This window comes from Malonomonas rubra DSM 5091 (assembly GCF_900142125.1).
GTDB lineage: Bacteria > Desulfobacterota > Desulfuromonadia > Desulfuromonadales > Geopsychrobacteraceae > Malonomonas > Malonomonas rubra.
Window position 1 is genome coordinate 56,452 of sequence record NZ_FQZT01000003.1, and the last position, 22,786, is coordinate 79,237.

20 protein-coding genes are annotated in these 22,786 nt (G+C 54.2%); 15 read left to right on the forward strand and 5 right to left on the reverse strand.

Features of this window, described 5'->3' with window-relative positions; translation table 11 throughout:
* Window positions 1-176: 176 nt before the first annotated feature.
* Window positions 177-2,861 carry a DNA polymerase I gene (polA, locus tag BUB13_RS05355; RefSeq protein WP_072907082.1) on the reverse strand — a complete coding sequence of 895 codons (2,685 nt, stop codon included), beginning with the start codon at window positions 2,859-2,861 and terminating at the stop codon, window positions 177-179.
* Window positions 2,862-3,143: 282 nt separating this feature from the next.
* Here polA and BUB13_RS05360 point away from each other — a divergent pair, with 282 nt between their 5' ends.
* The 6 genes from BUB13_RS05360 (at window position 3,144) to BUB13_RS18885 (ending at window position 10,132) form a co-directional block, all read left to right on the forward strand.
* On the forward strand, window positions 3,144-4,256 hold the full coding sequence (locus tag BUB13_RS05360) for a glycoside hydrolase family 3 protein (protein ID WP_072906455.1): 1,113 nt from the start codon (window positions 3,144-3,146) through the stop codon (window positions 4,254-4,256).
* 145 nt (window positions 4,257-4,401) lie between these two features.
* Window positions 4,402-6,828, forward strand: a complete 2,427-nt coding sequence (lon, locus tag BUB13_RS05365) for an endopeptidase La (protein ID WP_072906457.1) — start codon at window positions 4,402-4,404, stop codon at window positions 6,826-6,828.
* 28 nt (window positions 6,829-6,856) lie between these two features.
* Window positions 6,857-7,084 carry a hypothetical protein gene (locus tag BUB13_RS05370; protein WP_072906458.1) on the forward strand — a complete coding sequence of 76 codons (228 nt, stop codon included), beginning with the start codon at window positions 6,857-6,859 and terminating at the stop codon, window positions 7,082-7,084.
* Window positions 7,085-7,393: 309 nt separating this feature from the next.
* Complete coding sequence (locus BUB13_RS05375; RefSeq protein ID WP_072906459.1) at window positions 7,394-8,755, forward strand: tetrathionate reductase family octaheme c-type cytochrome; 1,362 nt, start codon at window positions 7,394-7,396, stop codon at window positions 8,753-8,755.
* Between the two features lie 159 nt (window positions 8,756-8,914).
* Window positions 8,915-9,880: a tryptophan--tRNA ligase gene (gene trpS, locus BUB13_RS05380; protein ID WP_072906460.1), complete on the forward strand. Its 966-nt coding sequence runs from the start codon at window positions 8,915-8,917 to the stop codon at window positions 9,878-9,880.
* Between the two features lie 75 nt (window positions 9,881-9,955).
* On the forward strand, window positions 9,956-10,132 hold the full coding sequence (locus BUB13_RS18885) for a hypothetical protein (protein ID WP_153305027.1): 177 nt from the start codon (window positions 9,956-9,958) through the stop codon (window positions 10,130-10,132).
* Here BUB13_RS18885 and BUB13_RS05385 read toward each other — a convergent pair.
* On the reverse strand, window positions 10,120-10,305 hold the full coding sequence (locus BUB13_RS05385) for a DUF4177 domain-containing protein (RefSeq protein ID WP_072906462.1): 186 nt from the start codon (window positions 10,303-10,305) through the stop codon (window positions 10,120-10,122). The genes BUB13_RS18885 and BUB13_RS05385 overlap by 13 nt on opposite strands.
* Window positions 10,306-10,339: 34 nt before the next feature.
* Complete coding sequence (locus BUB13_RS19340; RefSeq protein ID WP_279625972.1) at window positions 10,340-10,462, reverse strand: hypothetical protein; 123 nt, start codon at window positions 10,460-10,462, stop codon at window positions 10,340-10,342.
* Here BUB13_RS19340 and BUB13_RS05390 point away from each other — a divergent pair.
* Window positions 10,406-10,582 (forward strand): DUF2835 family protein, encoded by a 177-nt coding sequence (locus BUB13_RS05390; RefSeq protein WP_244151839.1) that lies wholly within the window; start codon window positions 10,406-10,408, stop codon window positions 10,580-10,582. The genes BUB13_RS19340 and BUB13_RS05390 overlap by 57 nt on opposite strands.
* Window positions 10,583-11,264: 682 nt before the next feature.
* Here BUB13_RS05390 and BUB13_RS05395 read toward each other — a convergent pair.
* Together BUB13_RS05395 and BUB13_RS05400 are read right to left on the reverse strand one after the other, a co-directional pair.
* A complete protein-coding gene (locus BUB13_RS05395; protein ID WP_072906466.1) occupies window positions 11,265-12,515 on the reverse strand; it encodes a M48 family metallopeptidase in 1,251 nt (416 codons plus the stop codon).
* Entirely contained in the window at window positions 12,512-13,699 is a 1,188-nt protein-coding gene (locus BUB13_RS05400; RefSeq protein WP_244151835.1) for a peptidase U32 family protein, read from the reverse strand. Before BUB13_RS05400 ends, BUB13_RS05395 begins: the two co-directional genes overlap by 4 nt.
* Window positions 13,700-13,893: 194 nt before the next feature.
* On the opposite strand from BUB13_RS05400, the gene BUB13_RS05405 reads away from it, so the two are divergent.
* The 8 genes from BUB13_RS05405 to BUB13_RS05440 all read left to right on the forward strand — a co-directional run bounded on the left by BUB13_RS05405 (window position 13,894) and on the right by BUB13_RS05440 (window position 22,782).
* Window positions 13,894-14,586 (forward strand): class I SAM-dependent methyltransferase, encoded by a 693-nt coding sequence (locus BUB13_RS05405; protein ID WP_072906470.1) that lies wholly within the window; start codon window positions 13,894-13,896, stop codon window positions 14,584-14,586.
* 118 nt (window positions 14,587-14,704) lie between these two features.
* Window positions 14,705-15,406 carry a tol-pal system protein YbgF gene (gene ybgF, locus BUB13_RS05410; protein ID WP_072906472.1) on the forward strand — a complete coding sequence of 234 codons (702 nt, stop codon included), beginning with the start codon at window positions 14,705-14,707 and terminating at the stop codon, window positions 15,404-15,406.
* A 41-nt stretch (window positions 15,407-15,447) separates the two neighbouring features.
* Window positions 15,448-16,476 (forward strand): LysM peptidoglycan-binding domain-containing protein, encoded by a 1,029-nt coding sequence (locus BUB13_RS05415; protein WP_072906474.1) that lies wholly within the window; start codon window positions 15,448-15,450, stop codon window positions 16,474-16,476.
* 100 nt (window positions 16,477-16,576) lie between these two features.
* A complete protein-coding gene (dprA, locus tag BUB13_RS05420; RefSeq protein WP_072907084.1) occupies window positions 16,577-17,665 on the forward strand; it encodes a DNA-processing protein DprA in 1,089 nt (362 codons plus the stop codon).
* Between the two features lie 129 nt (window positions 17,666-17,794).
* On the forward strand, window positions 17,795-18,271 hold the full coding sequence (locus tag BUB13_RS05425) for a DUF494 family protein (RefSeq protein ID WP_072906476.1): 477 nt from the start codon (window positions 17,795-17,797) through the stop codon (window positions 18,269-18,271).
* 101 nt (window positions 18,272-18,372) lie between these two features.
* The gene (gene topA, locus BUB13_RS05430; protein ID WP_072906478.1) at window positions 18,373-20,784 is read left to right on the forward strand and encodes a type I DNA topoisomerase; all 2,412 of its coding nucleotides are present in this window, start codon (window positions 18,373-18,375) and stop codon (window positions 20,782-20,784) included.
* 77 nt (window positions 20,785-20,861) lie between these two features.
* Entirely contained in the window at window positions 20,862-22,196 is a 1,335-nt protein-coding gene (trmFO, locus tag BUB13_RS05435) for a methylenetetrahydrofolate--tRNA-(uracil(54)-C(5))-methyltransferase (FADH(2)-oxidizing) TrmFO (protein WP_072906480.1), read from the forward strand.
* A complete protein-coding gene (locus tag BUB13_RS05440) occupies window positions 22,189-22,782 on the forward strand; it encodes a Maf family protein (protein WP_072906493.1) in 594 nt (197 codons plus the stop codon). The genes trmFO and BUB13_RS05440 overlap by 8 nt, the downstream gene beginning before the upstream one ends.
* Window positions 22,783-22,786: the final 4 nt, after the last annotated feature.

A 22,786-nucleotide genomic window follows, 5' to 3' on the forward strand; every position in this document is an offset into this window, starting at 1 on the left:
TTTGTAAAATCCAATAGACATCACCCGACATTTCTGTCGATATCGGATTTTTCAAGCTGTAATTTCAGCAAGTTGAGAACGAAATCGATTCTCCCCCAATTCACCGAAAAAAGCACTTCAAATCACAAAAACGGAGATTAGCACAGCTCAATGAGGTTTAAAAGTCTTAAATTGTTTCAATGTGCTTCTGCCCAGTTTTTCCCCGTCCCAATATCCACCTTCAGCGGCAGGTCGAGCGGCACGGCACTTTCCATTTCACTGCGCACCAGTTCGGTCATCTGCTCAAGTTCCTCTGGCGGGACTTCGAAAACCAATTCGTCATGCACCTGCAGCAGCATACGGGTTTGCAGATTTTCTTCGCGCAACCGCTTGTCGATATTCACCATCGCCACCTTGATGATATCAGCGGCGCTGCCTTGAATCGGGTAGTTGATGGCGTTACGTTCGGCGTAGCTGCGCACCGCACCATTCTTGCTGTTGATTTCCGGGATGGCACAGCGCCGTCCGAGGATCGTGGTAACGTACTGGTGTTCCTGGGCTTCGGCTTTTTTCGCCTGCAGGTAATCTTTAACCGCCGGGTAGCGTTCGAAATAATTATCGATAAACTGTTGCGCTTCATTGCGACCGATACCCAGATCTTTCCCAAGACTGAAGGCCCCCATGCCGTAAAGCACACCAAAGTTGATCGTCTTTGCCTGGCGTCGCATTTCGGCGTCGACCATCTCCGGGAAGACATTGAAAATCTCGCTTGCGGTACGTTTGTGAATATCCTCGCCGGCAGCGAAGCTCTCTTTCAGCGCCGGCACATCGGCCATGTGCGCCATCACCCTCAGCTCGACCTGCGAGTAGTCAGCGGCCAGCAGGGCCCAGCCCTCTTCCGGGATGAAAGCCTCGCGGATGCGTCGCCCTTCGGCAGTACGTATCGGGATATTCTGCAGGTTTGGATCGCTCGACGAGAGCCGCCCGGTAGCGGTGACCGCCTGGTTGAAACTGGTGTGAATCCTTCCGCTTTTCGGGTTGATCAACTTTGGCAGAGCGTCAGTGTAGGTTCCCTTCAACTTACTCAGGGAGCGATATTCGAGAATCTTCGCCGCAATCTCGTGATCTTCGGCCAGATTGGTCAGCACCTCGACGTTGGTCGACCAGCCGGTCTTGGTCTTTTTCCCTTTCGGTAATCCGAGCTTCTCGAACAGCACTTCACCGAGCTGTTTCGGCGAATTGATATTAAACGGGCCTTCCGCCAGGGCGTAGATTTCATCTTCCAGCGCTTTCATCTTCTCCGCCATTTCGGTCGAGAGTTGGCCAAGAAAGTCAGCGTCGATACGGATGCCGCGCCACTCCATCCGGGTCAACACATCGACCAGCGGCATCTCAACCTCGCGCAGCAGCTTTTCCGGTTCGCCCTGCGGCAGCTCCGGCAGGAGTTTCTCCGCCAGCCGCCAGGTGATATCGGCATCCTCGGCAGCATAGACAGCCGCCTTTTCTACTTCGACTTCGCTGAAGCAGATCTGCTTTTTCCCCGTACCACAGATCTCTGAGTAGGGGATCATTCGATGGTTCAGATGCTCGGCGGCAAGCGCGTCGAGCCCGTGAGACTTGGCTTCCGGGTGAACAACGTACGAGAGCAGCATGGTATCGAGGGCGCATCCCTGCAGTTCGACCCCGGCGTTACGCAGCACCAGCGCATCGTACTTGATATTCTGACCGATTTTTTCGATCTGTGGGTCTTCCAGCAACGACCGCAGTTTTTCCAGCACCAAATCTTTCGGCAACTGCTCCGGTACCCCCAAATACATATGCCCAACCGGAACATACCAGCCGTGCCCCGCTTCGACCGCAAATGACAGGCCGACCAGTTCCGCCTGCACCGCGACCAGGCTCGTCGTCTCTGTGTCGAAAGCAAACCGACCCGCCTCGCGCAGCTTAGCGATCATTTCGTCCAGCTCCGCTTCGGTCAAAACGGTCTGGTAGTTGTCGCCGCTCGCTTCCTCCTGTTGCTCCATGGCGGAGAATTCCTGCAGCAGCTTGTGGAATTCCAGCGTTTTGAACAATTCGGTCAAAGCTTCACGGTTCGGTTCTTCCAATTCCAGATCGTCGAGACTGACATCCAGCTCGACATCGTAGAGGAGATCGGCCAGTTTACGAGACAGCAACGCCTGCTCACCAAACTCGCGCAGATTCTCCTGCCGCTTTTTGCCTTTGACCTGGTCGATATTCTGCAGCAGGTTGTCGATGCTGCCGAACTCCTGAATCAGGGTGGCCGCAGTCTTCTCACCAATCCCCGGCACCCCCGGAATATTATCTGAGGTATCGCCGGCCAGCCCCAGGACTTCAAGCACCTGCTCCGGCGGCACACCGAAACGCTCGATCACTTCATCACGACGAGAGATTTTATTTTTCATCGTATCGAGCAGGCAGACGCGCTCACTGACAATCTGCATCAAATCCTTGTCACCGGTGACGACAACCACGTCAAGCCCCTGATCGGCGTACTGTTTTGCCAAAGTCGCAATGATATCGTCCGCCTCAACTCCGGCCTGCTCCAGCGCCGGCATATTAAAGGCACGCACAACCTCTTTGATGATCGGTACCTGCGGCACCAAGTCTTCCGGCATGGCGCTTCTATTCGCTTTGTATTCAGGGTACAGCTCTTTGCGAAAGGTCGGCCCCTTGGCGTCAAACACCACCGCCAGCTTGTCCGGTTTCTCGTCCCGCACCAGATTCAACAGCATGTTGGTAAAACCATAGACTGCGTTGGTAGCCTCGCCTTTCGAATTGGAGAGGTGGCGGATAGCGTAGTAGGCGCGGTAAATATAAGAAGAGCCGTCAACCAAGTAGACGCGCTGATTCTGTTCGGACATGTCGGAACCTTTCGTCATAAAAAATATCGCCGGATTATTCCATACCGACGGAGAAAAAGAAACGCGGAATCAGGCCTTGCAGTTAGAGGCAAAACGACTACCCTTCTTTTGTAAGGTGCTTTAACCCTGAAAACATATTAGCCACCAAGGCACCAAGTTCACCAAGAGATTCCAGTTATTTTTAGGCTTTAAAAACCAGAACCAGGGTCTTCTTGGTGTCCTTGGTGCATTGGTGCCTTGGTGGCAACATGCCTTTGATTTTTCTTTTTGGAGATTCAGCTGATGCCAATTCTGCTCAGATTTATCATCCTGCTATTGTTCGTTTTGCCGTTAAGCGCTGTAGCAGACACGCAGCCTGAAGATGTGCCCCTGCAAACAAAAATCAGCCAGATGCTGATGGTCGGTTTCCGCGGTCTGAGTCTGAACGAAAACCCGCAATTTGCTGCTGATCTACGGGATGGCAAAATCGGTGGAGTGATCCTGTTCGACTACGATGTCGCCCGGCAGAGCCAGCGCCGCAATATTGAATCGAAGTCTCAGCTGAAAGCGCTGATCGCCGAACTGCAACAGGCATCGCCGAGACCACTGCTGATCGCCATCGACCAGGAAGGGGGCCAGATCGCTCGCCTGAAAGAGCGCCACGGCTTTCCGCCGACCCGTTCAGCGAAGGCGTTAGGCAAAAAAGACGACCCAGATTTTACCCGGCGGGAGACGGAAAAACTGGCGGCGACGCTGGCTGAGGTCGGCATCAATCTGAACCTGGCTCCAGTGGTTGATCTCTGCAGCAACCCGGACAACCCGGTGATTTCAGGCTACCAACGCTGCTTTTCCACCGATCCGCAAAGGGTCGCCAAGCAGGCTGCGGCCTATATTGATGCCCACCATCAAAAGGGGATCCTCACCAGCCTGAAGCATTTTCCCGGCCACGGCAGTTCGCACCAGGACAGCCATAACGGCTTCACCGACATCAGTGCCCTCTGGAACGAAAGCGAACTGATCCCCTACCGCCGTCTGATTGAAAGTGGCCACGCAGACAGCATCATGACGGCTCACGTATTCAACCGGTATCTCGACAAAGAGTATCCAGCGACGCTTTCACCTGTGGTCATCAAGCGCCTGTTGCGGCAGAAACTCGGCTTCGAGGGCGTCATCATCTCTGATGATCTACAGATGCGAGCCCTCGCGGATCATTACAGTTTCGAAGACCGCATCCGCCTGGCGTTGCAGGCGGACATCGATATCCTCCTGTTCGGCAATAACCTCGACTACGACCCAAAACTTGTCCAGCGCGCACAAACAACCATAAATCGGCTGGTTGCAGAAGGAATCATCTCGGAAGATAAAATCGAACGCTCCTTCCAGCGGGTCACGCGCTTAAAAAACAAATTGAATTGATCAGCAACAAATTTGCAATTTGATTGGAAAAGCCCTATGTATCAGCTAGTCTTTGTTGACACTTACGCATGTAATTTTTTATGTTCTCCTCGATTGCCAGGTGCAGAGCTCAATGCACTGCCGACCCCTGCAAGGAGTAATTGAAATGCACGACAATTTCGAAGACCACGACGAATCCATCGAATACGAAATCGAAGTCGAAACCGACGCCGATGTTCACGCCATACCGGACGAAGGGCTGGTCTTGGCGCGCGACATGCTGCCACCAAAACTGCCGATCATCCCGCTGCGCCCGCGCCCGGCGTTTCCCGGCGTCATCATTCCGCTGACCGTCAATGGTAAATCGCGCGTCCACACCATCAAGCAGGCGATGGAAACCCCGTCGCAGGCGGTCGGATTGGTGATGGCGAAAGAGTTGGAAGATGACGACTCACCAGAGAACCTGCAGCCCGTCGGAGTCGCGGCGAAGATCCTCAAGTTGATCCACACCGAAGAGGACAGTGCCCACGTACTGGTCAACAGTCTGGAGCGTTTCACCCTCGACAATGTCTATGAAGCTGACGATATCATCTACTCTGACGCCAGCTACTACCATGGCCCTGAACTTGGAGAAGATGCCGAGCTGAAAGCCTACTCGATGGCGATCATCTCGACCCTGAAAGAGCTGGTGCAGATAAACCCGCTTTACTCGGAAGAGATTAAACTGTTCCTCGGCCGCTCCAGCATGGACGACCCGGCACGCCTAACCGACTTTGCCGCCAACCTGACCAACGCCGACGGTTATGAACTACAGGATGTTCTGGAAACCTTCGAGATCAACCACCGCATCGACAAGGTGCTCGTGCTACTGAAAAAAGAACTTGAAGTTTCCCGCCTGCAGACCAAGATTTCGCAGAGTATCGAAGAGAAGATTTCCGCCCAGCAGCGTGAATTCTTCCTGCGCGAACAGTTCAAAGCGATCAAAAAAGAGCTGGGTTTGGAGAAAGAAGGCAAAGTTTCCGAGATCGAAAAATTTCAGGAACGGCTAAAAAAGCTGACCCTGAATGAAGAAGCACAGAAAGCGGTCGACGAGGAGATCGAAAAACTCTCACTGATCGAACCCTCCTCCCCGGAGTACAACGTCAGCCGCAACTATCTTGACTGGCTGACCATTCTGCCCTGGGGCAAGTTCAGTAAAGATACCTACGATCTAAAACGTGCCCGCCGTGTTCTCAACCGCGATCATTACGGGCTGGACGACGTCAAGGAACGGATTCTGGAATTTATTGCCGTCGGCAAAATGAAAGGCGACATCTCTGGTTCGATCCTTTGCCTGGTCGGCCCTCCCGGCGTCGGCAAAACCTCCATCGGCAAGTCGATCGCCGACACCTTGAAACGTAAGTTCTACCGCTTCTCCGTCGGCGGCATGCGCGACGAGGCAGAGATCAAAGGCCACCGCCGGACCTACATCGGCGCTATGCCGGGTAAGGCGATTCAGGCGATGAAGAGTGCCGGCACCGCCAACCCGGTGCTGATGCTCGACGAGATCGACAAGATCGGCGCCTCCTTCCAGGGCGACCCGGCCTCGGCGCTGTTGGAAGTGCTCGACCCGGAGCAGAACGGCAGCTTCCGCGACCACTACCTGGATGTGCCTTTCGACCTGTCGAACGTGCTGTTTATTGCGACCGCCAACCAGCTCGACACCATTCCAGCTCCCCTGCTCGACCGGATGGAGATCATCCGCCTGTCCGGCTACATTCTCGAAGAGAAGCTGGAAATCGCCAAACGTTACCTCATTCCGAAAGCGCTGGACGCGCATGGCCTCGACAAGTCGCAGGTGGGCATCAACAAGGCGGCGCTGGCCGACATCATTGACCGTTATGCCCGTGAAGCGGGCGTACGTGGCCTGGAAAACCGGATCAAGAAGATCATGCGTAAAGCAGCGATGGAATTTGCTGAAGGCCGCGAAGATAAAGTCAACGTCACCAAGAAAGATATTGAAAAGTATCTCGGCAAACCGATTTTCAACGAAGAAGAATTGATCAAAGACTGTCCCGGCGTGGTTACCGGACTGGCTTGGACCAGCATGGGTGGTGCCACATTGCAGATCGAAGCGACGGCGATGAAGAGCAAGGGGAAAGGCTTCAAACAGACTGGCCAGCTCGGCAAAGTCATGGTCGAAAGCTCGGAGATTGCCTACTCGTACGTGATGGGGCACCTCGACAACTACAAGATCCCGGAAGATTACTTCGACAGCCACTTCATCCACCTGCACGTTCCCGCCGGAGCAACACCGAAGGACGGCCCTTCTGCCGGCATCACCATGACCACTGCGCTGTTGTCGATGATCATGAACAAACCGGTGCGTAAAAAGCTTGGGATGACTGGAGAACTTTCACTGACCGGTACCGTGCTGCCGATCGGTGGTGTCAAGGAAAAGACGATAGCCGCCCGCCGTGCCGGACTCGATGCCCTGATCTTCCCGCACGAAAACAAAAAAGACTACGATGATCTGCCCGACTACCTGAGAGAAGGAATCGAAGTTCATTTCGTCAAGGAATACAAAGAAGTTTTTAAAATCGCATTCGGTTAACCGCCACAGAATAAATAGAGGAGTCAAGATGTCCCCCGAAGAAATCAAGGAAGCCCTGCTGGGTTTGAGTAAAGAAGAGAAACAGGCATTCATTCTGGACACCCTGCCCGATCTGGCAAAAGAAGTCGTTAAGGAACCAGGCTTTATGATGCAGCTTTTCCCCGTGTTGCTTGGTATTCTGAAAGAAAGCGGCATGGATCTGCAACAATTGCTGCAGATGGCAACAATGATGAGTGGGCAGCAGCAAAACCAGTAAACCCCCAACAGCGCAGCTATTTAACCAAACAAGCCCCGCGAATTCGCGGGGCTTTTTTTTCCATAAAAAACCCACCCTAATGAGTTCAGGATATCCCTCCAATTTCAGATAGATAGAACCACCCATATAAACACTTATGTCTATATTAAAATAATTATCGCTCAAGTCCCTTGTTTTGCCGGTGTTTCGCCTGTACCCTCCGCACGGTTATAGATGTAACAGCTTTCTACTAATGTAGTCGTCAGTCGAAAAAACGCCATCGACTGACTCATTAGTTATTATCAACACCACAAAACGGAGGTAAAGAGAATGAGAAAGCAGCTCTATGTTCTGCTGGTCAGCCTGATGCTGATCGCTTCCCCGGCGGTCGCCGCCGATCACAGCGACTATTTCGATGGCCCCCTCAACAGTGGCCAGGAAGTCACCAGCAAATGCCTTGAGTGCCACGAAGATGCCGCTGACCACGTCATGAAAACCAGCCACTGGACATGGTCGACTGAGCAAACAATCAACGGCAAAACTGTCAACCGCGGCAAAACCAACGCCATCAACAACTTCTGCGTTTCGATCAACTCCAACTGGCCACGTTGCACCAGCTGCCACATCGGTTATGGCTGGAAAGACGCCAGCTTCGACTTCAACAAGCCGGAAAACGTCGACTGCCTGGTCTGCCACGACGGCACCGGCACTTACAAGAAAACCCCAACTGCCGCTGGTCTGCCTGCTGAAACCGTAGATCTGCTCTACGTCGCGAAGAACGTTGCTGCTCCCAAGCGTGAAAACTGTGGTGCCTGTCACTTCTTCGGCGGTGGCGGTGATGCCGTCAAACACGGCGACCTCGACTCCTCGATGAACTACCCGAGCAAAGAGGTTGACGTTCACATGGATGTTGACGGCAACAACTTCAGCTGCCAGAGCTGCCACGTGACCGAAGACCACCAGATCACCGGTAACGCCATGGCTGTTTCTCCTGCCGGCCAGACCGGTATCGGCTGTGAGGGTTGCCACGATGCCGCTCCCCACGCTGAGAGCATTCTCAACAATCACGCATCTGCTGTCGCCTGCCAGACCTGCCACATCCCGGAATTTGCGAAAGAGCACGCAACCAAGACATCCTGGGACTGGTCAACTGCCGGACAGGACATCAAGGCAGTCAAGGACGAGCACGGCCACCCGAACTACATGAAGAAAAAAGGCCACTTCACTTACGGCCAGAACGTTCAGCCAAGCTACGCCTGGTATAACGGCACTGCCGCTGCCTACCTGATGGGCGACAAGCTGGATCCGAGCAAAACCCTTAAAATCACCGATCCGAACGGTGACATCAATGACAAGAGTGCGAAAATCTACCCATTCAAAGTCATGACCGGCAAGCAGCCCTACGACAAGAAGAACAACATCCTGATCACTCCGAAAGTGTTCGGCAAAGGTGGATTCTGGAAGACCTTCGACTGGGACAACGCTTCGAAACTGGGTATGGAATCAAGCGGCCTGCCTTACAGCGGTGAAATCGACTTCATCGCAACCGAAATGTACTGGCCGATCAACCACATGGTTTCCCCGGCAGAGAAAGCCCTCGGTTGCCTCGACTGCCACGGCGACGAAGGCCGCCTCGACTGGAAACAGCTCGGCTACAAAGGTGATCCGATGCAAACCGGCAAAACCCGGTAAGCAAAGGTTTTCATAGTAACACTCGAAACCCCGTGGCCTCGTGGCTGCGGGGTTTTGTTTTAATTGACCTGCCGCAAAGCCATCTGCTAAATTCACCAGCGTTTTTCAAATTTCTAGCTGAATCAGCAGGGACATCCCTGACTGAGCGGAGTTATCACAATGCGCGTACTTTCCGGCATCCAGCCTTCCGGCGCCCTGCATCTGGGCAACTTTTTCGGCATGATGAAGAAGATGATCGAATACCAGGAGCAGGAAGACCTGTTCTGCTTCATCGCCAACTACCACGCCATGACCAGCGTCTCAGACGGCAAAGCACTGGCGAAAGGAACCCTGGAAGCGGCGGCCAGCTTTCTTGCCCTGGGCATGGACCCGGAGAAGAGCACCTTCTGGGTGCAGTCCGACTTGCCGGAAGTTCAGGAGCTGACTTGGGCGCTCTCCAACTTCACCCCGATGGGATTGCTGGAGCGTTGCCACAGCTACAAAGACAAGGTCGCTCAGGGAATCAGCCCGAACCACGGCCTGTTCGCCTACCCGGTGCTGATGACCGCCGACATCCTGCTCTTCCAGAGCGACCGGGTACCGGTCGGCAAGGATCAGAAGCAGCACCTGGAAGTAGCGCGCGATATTGCCATCAAGTACAACAACGAGTACGGCGAGGTGTTCACCGTCCCGGAACCGGAAATTGACGACGACGTCGCCACCGTGCCGGGACTCGACGGCCGCAAGATGAGCAAGAGCTACGGCAACACCATCGACCTGTTTCAGGAAGAGAAGCCGCTGCGCAAACAGATCATGCGTATCGTGACCGATCCGACCCCGGTGGAAGAACCGAAAAACCCTGACACCTGCAATCTGTTCCAGGTCTATCGCCTGTTCCTCGACGATGCCGGAGTTGAAGAGCTGACACAACGCTACCTGACCCCGGGACTGCGCTACGGCGACGTTAAACAGGAACTGTTTGAAGTCGTTCGTGACTTCTTCGCTCCTTACACTGAAAAACGTAAAGAACTGCTGGCTGATCCGGACGGGCTGCGCAAAACACTGGCGGTGGGCGCCGAAAAAGCGCGCTACGTCGCCAACAAAACCATGCGCAAAGTACGGAAAAAGAGCGGGTTGGTTTACTAAAAAGCAGCTTCGGCCTGCTATAATGATCAGACCACCACAGCTTGAGTGACCAATTCTATCTATGAGGAGGTTATGATGACTGTTTATCGGCAGTGGTTCTGCAAATGTAGTGGCAAAGCGTTGGAACTGGTCGGTGACCCGCACATTGAGGAAGAGTCGCTGGAACCGACCTGCCCGCGCTGTGGTGCGACACCTTCATCCGACCCGAAGCACACCATCAGCTTCAAAGATCGGGACAACTATTCCGATTGATCCGATTCTTCGCGGGTAAAGGTAATAAAGGCCATCCCCGGGCGGCGGCTGGCATCGCGCATGGCGAAATGCATGCCTTCGAGCTGCCAGCCCTCAGCTGTCCACTGGTTGAGAATTTTTTCCAGGCTCATATCATCAACCTGGCTGGTCTCGACAACTTTATAAATCAACATCTGTATATTCCTTTCCCAAAGGGACGTGACCCGGTTAAAGATGAATGCCGCCAAGAGTAAAATCTACCGCTTCAGCCTGCATATCAGCCAGCAACAGTACCTGCGATATTATCAGGGCGCTGCCAGCAATGTGCAGGTTTACGCGGAGAACGGCCAACTGCTTCGCTTTCCAGCCTCACGCCTGCGCCCCTTTTTGACCCACACTGGTATTTCTGGCCGGTTTCAAATAACAGTCAGTTCTGAAAACCGCCTTATCGAATTCAAAAAAATAAGTTAGTTCGGCATCTTGAAGCAATTGTAAACCAATTTCGTATTACTTCTTGCAAATCTATTACCTTTTTGGTAATATAATTTTCAAGGCAACAAACATTCGGCGTGCTGACTTCCCCCCTCCTGGTCGGCACGCCACTTTTTTGCCGCTAGAAGCGGTACTGTCTCTCCCCCACTACAGTGAACTCCACAAAAAAACATAACAACCGGTAGAAACAATCGCACATCAGCGCATTGCGAGCTTGCTCGCTGCGATTCAGCCGGTTTTACCCGAAAGGGAAAACAGCAGGTTAGCTTGCAGCGGGCTGATGAACCCCTGAGAAGTTCAAACTTTTACACATAAAAAGAGCACTTTTTGCTTCCTTTTTGTTGCGATTGACAAAAAGGAAGGCGTCTGGCGGGGCGCGACCCGCCGGTTTTGGTCTTCTATTTCTGGTGTGGATAGCTCAAAGTTAAAATCAAGGCGGGGAGCGCCCCGCACGCGCCTTCATTTCTTTGCTCGCCCAAAGAAACGGAAGCAAAGAAATGCGCCCCGACCTCCTTGCCCTATCGGGTTCCCTGCGCTCCATTGCGTTTTTTCAGCTCGGAAAAAACTCGGCTTCGCCTCAAACAGTTTTTCCTCGAAACCCTGCAAAAACTCCACTTCGCTCCGGCTGCGTCACATGGGGATGTTTAGCCAGATTTCGCTGCTATTTAGCTTGTGATGGTTTTCGCCCTTCCAGCCACTTCACCCGTGTCACCAAGTCGGGATGCGAATAGTAAATCGCAACATAAAGCGGATGTGGAAACAAGCTGCTTAGATTCTCCCGCGCCAGCTTCACCAGGCCAGAAGCCAGTTCACGACCGCTACCGACCAGGTCGATGGCAAACTGGTCGGCCTGACGCTCATCGCGGCGGGAAAACCAACTGCTGATCGGCGTCCAGAAGAAGCTGAGCAGCGATGCCAACCAGCCAAGCAACAGCACACGCCCGGCGAAGGAGAGCTGCTCCAGTCCGAGCAGCCCTGGCAGCCAGTCAGCATTCAACAACTTGAACGCGACCAGGCAGCTGAACAGGGCGACCAGCTGGCTTTTTATCAAGCGTTTGCGGATGTGACCGCAGCGCCAATGACCCAGCTCGTGTGCCAGCACAGCCAGTAACTCCTTGTCTTCAAGCTGCTCCATCAGGGTATCGAACAGCACCACCCGCTTCACCTTACCGATGCCGGTGAAGTAAGCGTTACTGTGCCCGCTGCGACGGGAAGCATCGACCTGCAGGACTTTGCCTGCTTTGACACCCGCCTTGTCGAGCAGTTCGCGAACGCCATCCTCCAAACTTTCTTTTTCCAGTGGGGAAAATTTGAAGAACAGCGGTTCGATCAGGTAGGGCGAAACATACATCAAAAACAGCGTCATGCCGCCCCAAAACCCCCAGACCCACAACCACCAGCTCTGCGGTGCCTTGTTCACCAGCCAAAGCGCCCCGCCTGCCAGCACCACGAACAAAGCGCCGCCGATCAGCAAAGATTTGATGGTATCGACACACCAGAGCCTGAAACTCATCTTGTTGAAACCGAACTTCTCCTCCAGCACAAAATTGCGATAGAGGGAAAAAGGGACGCCGAGAAGCATCTGCACCAGCAATAAAAGACCGAAAAAAAGCAGTCCGTTAGCGACAAACCCGGACGCAGCTTCACTTGCCCAGTTGTCATACCAGGGCAGGATTCCACCGAAAAGAAACAGCAGAGAAACGATGAATCCGAAGCCATCCTCGATAAAACCGAACTTGTCCCCGGCTAGGGCATAAGCGTCGCTTTTTGCCATCCGCTCGGCATCGATCTGTCCCACGAAAGCCTGCGGCAAGGGAGGATGCTGTTGTTGCCGATGGCGCAGGTTGAGCCAATCGAGAAAAAATTTCATCGCGGTGACTAACAGGTAAATAATCAGTAGCAGGATTTTCATTTTTTCTCCGGTCGCTTGCGACGGATCAGGTCGCCATCATCGGCCCAGTCGGGCAGCAGCATGCGCAATTGATAGTTCGGATTACCGGCCTGTAGTTCTTTGCCCGCCAAGGTTCTGATATTCGCAGCGGTGAACTTTTCCTGTTTCATCTGCGGACCGATCAGCTCCAGCTCGTCGCCAAGCAGGAAACGGTTGCGCCCCTCAACCCAGAGGCCATTTTCATCACGACGGACAAAACCGACAAAGTCATGTGTGCGAACATAATGGGTGTCTGCCGGATGGACTTTGGCGTCATCGGTGCCGAGCAGAAAGCCGGTATCGTAGGGCCGGTGGCTGACTTTTTCCAATTCTTCCCGCCAGAGCGGATCAATATCTGTCGGATCGTCCCACAGCCGGTCAATAGCATCACGGTAAATGCGGGCTGCCGTAGCGACATAGTAGAGGCTTTTCATCCGCCCCTCGACCTTGAAACTGTGCACTCCGGCTGCGATCAGGTCGGGCAACTGTTCAATCAGGCACAGGTCCCGGCTGTTGAAAAAATAGGTGCCGCGGAAATCCTCTTCGACATTCATCGGTTCGGTCGGCCGCGTCTGTTCCGTCAGCTGGTAGTTCCAGCGACAAGGCTGGGAACAATCACCGCGGTTGGCACTGCGCTCATTCAGCGCGGCGGAGATCAGGCAGCGCCCGGAATGGGCCACACACATGGCGCCGTGAACGAAACATTCCAGCTCCATCTCGGTTTGCTCGGCAAAGGCGCGGATATCCTCCAGCGTCAACTCCCGAGCCAAGTTGAGCCTGTTGGCGCCAGCCAGCCGCCAGAACTCGGCCGCCTGCGGGTTACAGCTATTCGCCTGGGTAGAAATGTGGATCGCCCGCTGCGGATCGACTTTGCGGATGGTCGTCAGCACGCCCGGATCGGCGACAATGTAGGCATCCAATTCGAGCGGCTTCAGCTTTTCCAGTAACTGTTCCAAAGCGACGAATTCACCCGGTCGCAAAGAGGCGTTCAGGGTCAGGTAGATGGCGACCCCGGCCTCGCGCGTTATTTCGCGCGCGGCGCATAAATCCTCCAGGCTGAAATTCCCGGCGTGGGCGCGCAGGCCGAAATCTTCTGTCCCCAGATAAACAGCATCTGCACCATAGCGAACAGCAGTTTTCAGTTTCTGCAGATCACCAGCAGGCATCAGCAATTCCGGCTTATTTTGATTTGTCCTAGTTGTCATCTCTGTCCTTTACAAACGGTTGCGACATTTTCGAAAGCGGAGCATATCATAAACCTGTTAGCGCCTGAACAGTTGAACGTATTTGAGATTTGACAGTCATGAACTTTTGGTGCTAGCCGATAGTGAAACAAATTTCCAGCAGTCGGAGAATATTAATGATTCAAGATGCCACCGATCAGCAGATTAAAAATATTCTGGAGCTTTTCCCCTTGGCCGGGAAAACCGTACTTGAAATCGGCTGCGGCAAAGGTCGTGTGACCCGCGATTTGGCAAAATTTGCCGCAAAGGTAGTCGCCTGGGACCCAGATGCAACGGCCATAGAAACTGCGAAAAGCAAAGTGAGGGGGAAAAACGTCGAATTTTTTCATAATCCTGAAGGAATTCCTCCACTAAAGGAAGAATCGATAGACCTGGTTGTCTACACTCTCTCGCTACACCACGTCCCGAGCGACAAGATGCAGAATAGCCTGCTGCAAGCGGGCTCGTTGCTGAAACCGGGCGGAGTGATCCTGGTGCTGGAACCGGCTGACGGTGGCAGTTTCAACGAAGCCAAAAGCCGCTTCAATGTCGGCAGTGGCGATGAAGGCCCGCTCAAGGCAGCGGCACTGCAGGCAATGCAACATCTCCCGGGTTGGACGTTAAATGCACCACGCCAGTTTTCCACCGAGTTCCTGTTCGAAGATGAAAATGATTTTTTTTCCAGCAAGCTGCCGAAATTCTTTACGTTGCCGGTAGAAACGCAGAAAGAAATTCGCGCCTTTCTGCAACAGCACAGCAATCAGCGCGGCATTGTCCTGACCTCGGAACGGAGTCTTTATCAACTCCAACCAGAAAAAGCAGAAAATTAATTGAACTGCAGGTGCTGTTTTTCAAAGACCGCCCCCCTTTCAAACTTGACAACGTCTTAATAAGCCTATAATTTTTATAAATTAGTATTTCTTCAAAATAATTACAGGGGAACCGTTCGTGTCACAGTCACTACGTTCATCAACTCTATCTCTTACACTTTCGGCACTCGCCTGTCTGTTTCTGCTGAACGCCTGCACGGCGACAACCACTGCCGGCCCTTCGGCTGCCCTGAAACAACAGTTCCTTCAAATCCAGCAGGAGCAGCGTCAACAGGCCCAGCTACTGGCGAACCTGCAACAGCAAATGGCCGAACTGCAGCAGCAACTGCTCGGAGCTCCTGCTCAACCCCAGCTTGGAGCTGAGGAAAGTTTCGCAACGACAAGTCAATCGATGCCACAACCGCAAACCACCGTAGTGCCTGCCGAGATTAAGCAGGAGATCGCCGGGCTGGCTGATTCCGCCGCCAGTTACCTGGCCGCTTTTTCAAGCTTGGCTGCGGGACGTTATGCCGTTGCGGAAAACGGCTTCAACAATTTTCTTAACAGCTACCCCCAACACCAGTACAGCGCAAATGCCCGTTATTGGCTGGCTAGTGCACAGCTTTCCCAAGGCAAGCTGAACCTGGCGGCAACCAACCTGCGTCAGGTGATTGTTTCTGCAAACGGGCAGGACAGAGCCCCTGGCGCGATGCTGCTACTGGCCAAGCTTTACCGTCAACAACAGCAAACTGAAGCGGCTGATGAACTTCTCGAACAACTGCGCGATCGCTTTCCGAACAGCGCAGAAACGCAACAACTGGCACCGGCAATAACGAACTAAGAACGAGTTGATAAAGATCCTATTTACGCATGAGGGAACCGATGACACAGACAATTTTCCGCTGGTTATCATTGCTGATTCTGGTGACAATCGTTACCACCCTACCGGCAAGTGCCGAAGAGGGTCAGATTTACACCGTCAAAAAAGGGGATACTCTCTGGGATATTTCTCAGCGCTTCATCGAAGACCCCTATTACTGGCCTAACGTCTGGGCACACAACCCCGACATCAGCAATCCGCACCTGATCTTCCCGGGCCAGAAGCTGCGTATTCTTGACGGTAAAATCGAGATCATCCCTGCGTACAAAGAGGCAGTAGAGGAACAGCCGGCAGAAACAGAAGCCGAAGGCGAAGCCCCTGCAGTCGCCGAGAAGAAGCCGGAGCAAACCATTACCTTGACCGGCACCGGTGTCGGTGACGGTTTCATTCTGACCAACGAACAATTGCTCGGAACCCTTGTCGATTCGGTCGACAACCGGGTCCTGCTAACCAAGGGGGACATGGTCTTCGTCAAGATGAAAGATCTCGCCAGCGTTGAAGTGGGCGACACTTATGGTCTCTATGACCGCGGCGACATGGTCAAACACCCGGTCAGCAACGAACCGGTCGGGACCATGATGCATAACCTGGGTTTCCTGCAGGTGACAGAAATCAAAAACGAAACCGTTGTCGCAAAAATCGGCAAGGCTTACCGTGAAATCACCCGCGGCGCAGAACTTTTCGAGTACGTGCCGCATCGCAGCGAACTGGTTCTCAAGCAGGCAGCCGAAGCGCTACAAGGCATCATTATTGCGACTCACGACAAGAAAATTATCCAGGGGACCAACGACATCATTTTTATCGACCTCGGCCTTGAGCAGCAGGTCGAAAGCGGAAACCTGCTCTATATTTCACGTCCACGGCAGGTTTCGGAAGAGTTGCTGAAGCAGGCCGGCGATCTGGATCTGCCTGACGAAGTGCTGGGAGCTGCGGTTGTTATCGAGCCGAAAAACCAGACATCGACTGCCTTGATCATCAAGAGCGCCGATGTCATGCATATCGGTGACAACATTACCCTAGTCAACGAGTAATATAGTATTTAAATCAAAAGAAACAAAAACGGATTGAATGGTTTTCAATCCGTTTTTGTTTCTGCCGCGTATCTTTATTTATCCATCGGAGGGGGGCTGTATGGATATCAACCAGAGCGCATTGTTGCGCCTGCACCTGACCCGTGGCATCGGCCGCGTTGCTCTCTTTAAATTACAACATCAATTCGGCAGCTTCACAGATGCGCTTCGTGCGTCACCTGTCCAGCTGGAGCATGCCGGTCTCTCTGCAAAGGTGATTTCACAGATCCCTGCGAAGAACGACCGCGCATTTCTCTCCATCTGCGACAGGCTGGACAAGCTGCAGGTTCGACTGATCAGTTTCTGGGATGCTGAATATCCACCTTTGCTGCGCCACATCCATGATCCGCCTGCACTGCTCTACCTGCGCGGACAAATACCCGAACAGGATTGCTTCGCCATTGTTGGTTCCCGTCGGGCAACACCCGGAGGACTGCAACTGACGCACAAGCTGGCCGGCGATCTGGCTGAGTACGATATATGTATCGTCAGCGGACTGGCCCGTGGAGTCGACTCAGCAGCGCATCGTGGTGCCATAGACCGTAATGGTAAAACCATTGCCGTGCTCGGTTGCGGCGTCGATTACATCTATCCACCGGAAAACAGCTGCCTCTACATGGAAATGGCAGAAAACCAGGCTATCATCAGCGAATACGCTCCCAGCACACAACCCCTGGCCGGCCATTTTCCCGGCCGCAACCGTATCATCAGTGGTCTGAGCAAAGGCGTACTGATTGTTGAAGCGGCAGAGAAGAGTGGCTCATTGATTACCGGCGATTTCGCTCTGGAGCAGGGGCGCGAACTGTTCGCCACACCGGGAGCGGTGCAATCGCCAACCAGCCAGGGCGTCAACCGCCTACTGAAAGAAGGAGCCCAGTTGGTCACCGAAGCAGATGACATTCTCCAAAACCTGTGGCCTAGCAGGCTCACTCGCAAGCAGAGGCAACAGGACAATCAATTCGCCAAACAGCTCACAGGGGCAGCATTGAAGCTGTATCAGCAACTTGGGCACGAACCGCTTCATATCGACGAAATCGGCCGGAAATGCGGCTTGACTCCCATGGAGGTTTCGGCTATTTTACTCGACCTAGAACTCCAGGGCGGAGTCCAGATGCTGCCAGGAAACAGCTATATACGTGGGCAGGCATAGAAAACAGAACGATAACAACTTCTTATCCTGACCATCAGTTCATCGGAAAACGTCCCGCTGTTCCGGCACAACCCCATGTATCTAATTGTGCAACCCGATACACAGGTGAAACTCCTGTCTGGAGGTCTCTTGCGTGAGCGAGTCCTGGCAATCGTCAACCTGATTGCCAAATATGTGATCGGAGCTGAAGATGCCCCGATCAACGAGCAGGAACTGGTCGCAGAACTGATGTCGGTCGGCTTCGAAGCCGAAGAGATCAACGATGCCTTCTCCTGGATGGAGACTGCTGCCCTGCAGGGTGCACAGGCATCGATTGGCGACAATCTGGAACTGCCGATAACCTATCGTGTTTTCAGCCGTGAGGAGCAGCTCGCGCTGAGCAGTGAAGGGATCGGATTCCTGACCAAACTGCGGACCATGGGACTTTTAACGGAGGACGCCCAGGAAGAGGTTATCGATAGAGCGGTGCGGGCAGCCGAAGAACCGCTAAACCTGCAGGAAGTGAAAATGATCACAGCTTTGACCATGCTTTCGCGCGAAAGCAACCTGTGGCAACGGGAAATCGACTGTTTCCTGGAAGACGACTGGGCGCGTATCTACCACTAGACGCTTCGGGCTGCGCACTTGCTGCAGCCTTTTTTATTTTTGCTATATTCTGCAAGCAAATCAGCAGAAGAGAGAATTAAATAGAGAGAACAGGGGAAAAGATGGCTCAATCACTGGTTATCGTCGAGTCACCGGCGAAAGCAAAAACCATCGAAAAATTTCTCGGCAAGGGATACAAGGTCCTTGCGTCATACGGTCACGTGCGGGCGTTGCCGAGCAAGCAGGGATCGGTTGATACCGATAACAATTTCAACCCCAAGTATCATGTGCTGCCGGAAAGCTCCAAGCACATCAGCACACTGAAAAAAGAGGTCGCCAAGAGCGACGAACTGATCCTCGCGACTGACCTTGACCGCGAAGGGGAAGCGATCGCCTGGCACCTGCTGGAAGCACTCGGCATTGATGAGAAAGGTGACAAGCCGAAAGTCAAACGGGTCACCTTTCACGAGATCACCAAGCCCGCGATCGACGAAGCGATGGCCCACCCGCGGGAAATCGCCCGCAATCTGGTCGATGCCCAGCAGGCGCGTTCGATCCTCGACTATCTGGTCGGTTTCAACCTCTCGCCCTTTCTCTGGAAAAAGATCCGTTATGGCCTGTCTGCCGGGCGGGTGCAATCGGTCGCCCTACGCCTGATTGTCGAACGGGAAGAAGAGATTGAAGCCTTCAAACCGCGTGAGTACTGGAGCATTGAGGCCCTGCTGGCCAACGCTGCCGACAGCCAGTTCACCGCCAAGCTGCACGCGGCCGAAGATAAAAAGCTCGGCAAGTTCGCCATCGAGAACGAGGAACAGGCCAAAGCGATTCTCGGCGAGCTGGAACAGGCTGATTTCAGCGTCAGCAGCCTGGAAAAAAAGGAACGCAAACGTAACCCTGCGGCCCCCTTCACCACCAGTACCCTGCAGCAGGAAGCGAGCCGCAAGCTCGGCTTCTCGGCCCGCAAAACCATGTCGGTTGCACAGAAGCTATACGAAGGTGTCGAGGTCAATGATGGCACACACGGACTGATCACCTACATGCGTACCGACTCGGTGGCCCTGTCGGATGTTGCCACCAGCGAAGCTCGCGAAGTGATCTGCAAGCTGTACGATGAATCCTATGCCCTGGCCAAGCCGCGCACATTCAAAAACAAAAGTAAAAACGCCCAGGAAGCGCACGAAGCGATCCGTCCGACTTCGATCGCCCGTACCCCGGCACAACTGAAACCCTATTTGAGCTCCGACCAATTGCGCCTTTACGAGCTGATCTGGAAGCGCACCGTCGCCTCGCAGATGGCCCAGGCGATCTTTGATGCCACTACCGTCGATATAGCAGCCGGCGACAAATACAGCTTCCGCGCCACCGGTCAGGTGATCCGCTTCCCCGGCTTTATGGCCCTTTACATCGAAGGCACCGATAACGGTGACGATGAGAACAAGGAAGGCCTGCTTCCACCACTTAACGAAGGCGAAAAGCTAAAGAACGAGCAGCTCTCCCCGGAGCAGCACTTCACCCAGCCGCCGCCTCGCTTCACTGAAGCAAGCCTGGTCAAGACGATGGAAGAATACGGCATCGGCCGGCCTTCGACTTACGCCAGCATCATGAATACGCTGGTCACCCGCAAGTACGTGCGGCTGGAAAAACGTACCTTCTTCCCTGAAGATACCGGCCGGGTGGTCGCCAAGTTGCTGGTCGAACACTTCAGCCAGTATGTCGATTACGACTTCACTGCTGAATTGGAAGAAGACCTCGACGCTATCTCCCGTGGCGAGAAAGCCTGGATACCGCAGGTCAAACAATTCTGGGATCCGTTCATCGCCCTGCTCCACCGCAAAGACAAAGAGGTCAGCAAAGCCGACGTCACCACCGAGAAGACCGACAAGATCTGCCCCGAGTGTGGCAAAGAGCTGGTTATCAAGCTGGGCCGCTCCGGACGCTTCCTCGCCTGCTCGGGCTTCCCCGACTGCCGCCACACCGAACCGCTCAACGGCGACGGTGAGCCGGCAGAAGAACCGGTCATGTCGGATGAAAAGTGCGAAAAGTGCGGCGAAGGAATGCTGATCAAAACCGGTCGCTACGGCAAATTCCTCGCTTGCAGCGGCTACCCGAAATGCAAGAACATCCAGCCGCTGGAGAAGCCGAAGTCGCTCAACATTACTTGCCCGCAGTGCAACGAAGGCGAGATGATGGAGAAGAAAAGCCGCTACGGCAAAATCTTCTACTCCTGCAACCGCTACCCGAAGTGCAAGTATGCCCTCTGGAACGAGCCGAAGGCAGAGCCTTGTCCGAAATGCAACTGGCCGCTGACCGAGATCAAGGTCACCAAGCGCTGGGGCACGGTGCAGCGCTGTCCACAGGAAGACTGCGATTGGGAGAACGTTTTGATCCCGCCAGAAAAGAAAGCTCCGGCGAAAAAAACGGCGACAAAAAAGAAAACCACGGCGAAAAAGACAACGGCAAGCAAAACAGCCGCAAAGAAGGCTCCGGCGAAGAAAACCATCACCCGCAAGAAGGTTGAAAAAAAGGACGCCTGAGCTTGAAACAAATATTGTAGAATCGACCGGTCGAACTGAACAGTTCGGCCGGTTTTGCGTTTGCAGAAAGTAGACTCATGGAAATCACCATCATCGGTGCCGGCCTCGCCGGTTGCGAAGCGGCCTGGCAGGCAGCGGCGGAAGGCTGTACGGTTAAACTGTACGAGATGAAACCGCAGCGTTTCTCCCCAGCCCATGAAAGCGAGGGGCTGGCCGAACTGGTCTGCTCCAACAGCCTGCGCGGCGCGGGAATGAACAACGCCGTCGGTTGCCTGAAAGAAGAGATGCGGAGGATCGGGTCGCTGTTCATCGAAGCGGCCGACGCTACGGCGGTTCCTGCCGGTGGCGCCCTGGCGGTCGACCGGGACGAGTTCTCCGCCTACATCAGCAAGAAGATTGAACAACACCCGAACATCGAGCTGATCCGCGAAGAGATCACCAGCTTACCGACCGAAGGCAGCATCATCCTCGCCAGCGGTCCGCTGACTTCGGATGCCCTCTCTGATGAGCTGGCAAAACTGACCGGAAGCGAACACCTCTACTTTTACGACGCCATCGCCCCGATTGTTGAAGCCGATTCCATCGATTACAGCATCGCCTGGCGTGCTTCCCGCTACGACAAAGGTGGTGCCGACTACCTCAACTGCCCGTTGAATGAAGAAGAATACAACACCTTTGTGCAGGCCCTGCTCGATGCCGACAAAGTCGAAGGGCGCGAGTTCGAAAAACTGATTCACTTCGAAGGCTGCATGCCGATAGAAGAGATGGCCGCGCGTGGGCCGCAGACCCTTGCCTTCGGCCCGATGAAGCCGGTCGGCCTGGACGACCCACGTACCTGCAGGTGGCCGCATGCGGTCATCCAGTTGCGGCAGGACAACAAGCACGCTTCGCTCTACAATCTGGTCGGCTTCCAGACGCGCCTGACCTACCCGGAGCAGCAGCGCATCTTCCGCACCATCCCGGGCCTGCAGAATGCCAGATTCGCCCGCCTGGGCAGTATGCATCGCAACACCTTCGTCAATGCGCCGAACTGCCTGACGAAAACCCTGCAACTGAAAAATGCCCCGCATATCACCCTGGCCGGGCAAATCAGCGGTGTCGAAGGCTATGTCGAATCGGCCGCCTGCGGCCTGCTGGCTGGCATCTTTGCCGCCTACCGGATGCGCGAGGAACGGGAGCCGCTGCCGCCATCGGAAACTGCCCTTGGTGCCCTGTTGACCCACTTGAGCGAAGCGGAAGCAGAGAATTTCCAACCGATGAACGTCAACTACGGCCTGTTTCCCCCGCTGCAGCTGAAAAGAAAAATGAAACGCGCTGACCGCCGCCTGGCGATGGCGGCCCGTGCTTTGGAGATCCTGCCGAGTTGGTGGCAGCCGATTGCGGAAAAACGAGAGGGCCGGCGTCATGAGTGATAAGATTATTCTCGCGTCCGCCTCTCCACGGCGCAAAGAACTGCTGGAACAGATCGGCCTGCAGTTCGACATCATCCCGAGCAACGCTGATGAAATTGTTTTGCCGAACGAAACACCGGAGGAGCATGTCGTACGGCTGAGTATCGATAAGGCGACTGAAGTTGCCCAGCGCAGCGGCAGCAATGGTCGCTGGTTTATCGGTAGTGATACCATCGTCCTCTGTGACGACCAGATTCTCGGCAAACCGCAAGATGAAAAGCATGCTGCCCAGATGCTGAAAATGCTCTCCGGCCGCGAACACCGGGTCCTTTCCGGCTATGCCATCCTCGACCGGAAAACCGGCGCGCAAAAAGCTGAGGCGGTCAGCACAAAAGTCGCTTTTCGCAATTTGACAGAGGATGAAATCGCGCGCTACATTGCCACCGGTGAACCGATGGACAAGGCGGGCAGCTACGCCATTCAAGGGCTTGCAGTCTGTTTCGTTGCCGGGATCGAAGGCAGCTACACCAATGTGGTCGGGCTGCCACTCTGCCGTTTGACTCTGGCGCTGGAAGAATTGGGCGTACCGACGTTTCTGACGGTGTAAAAAG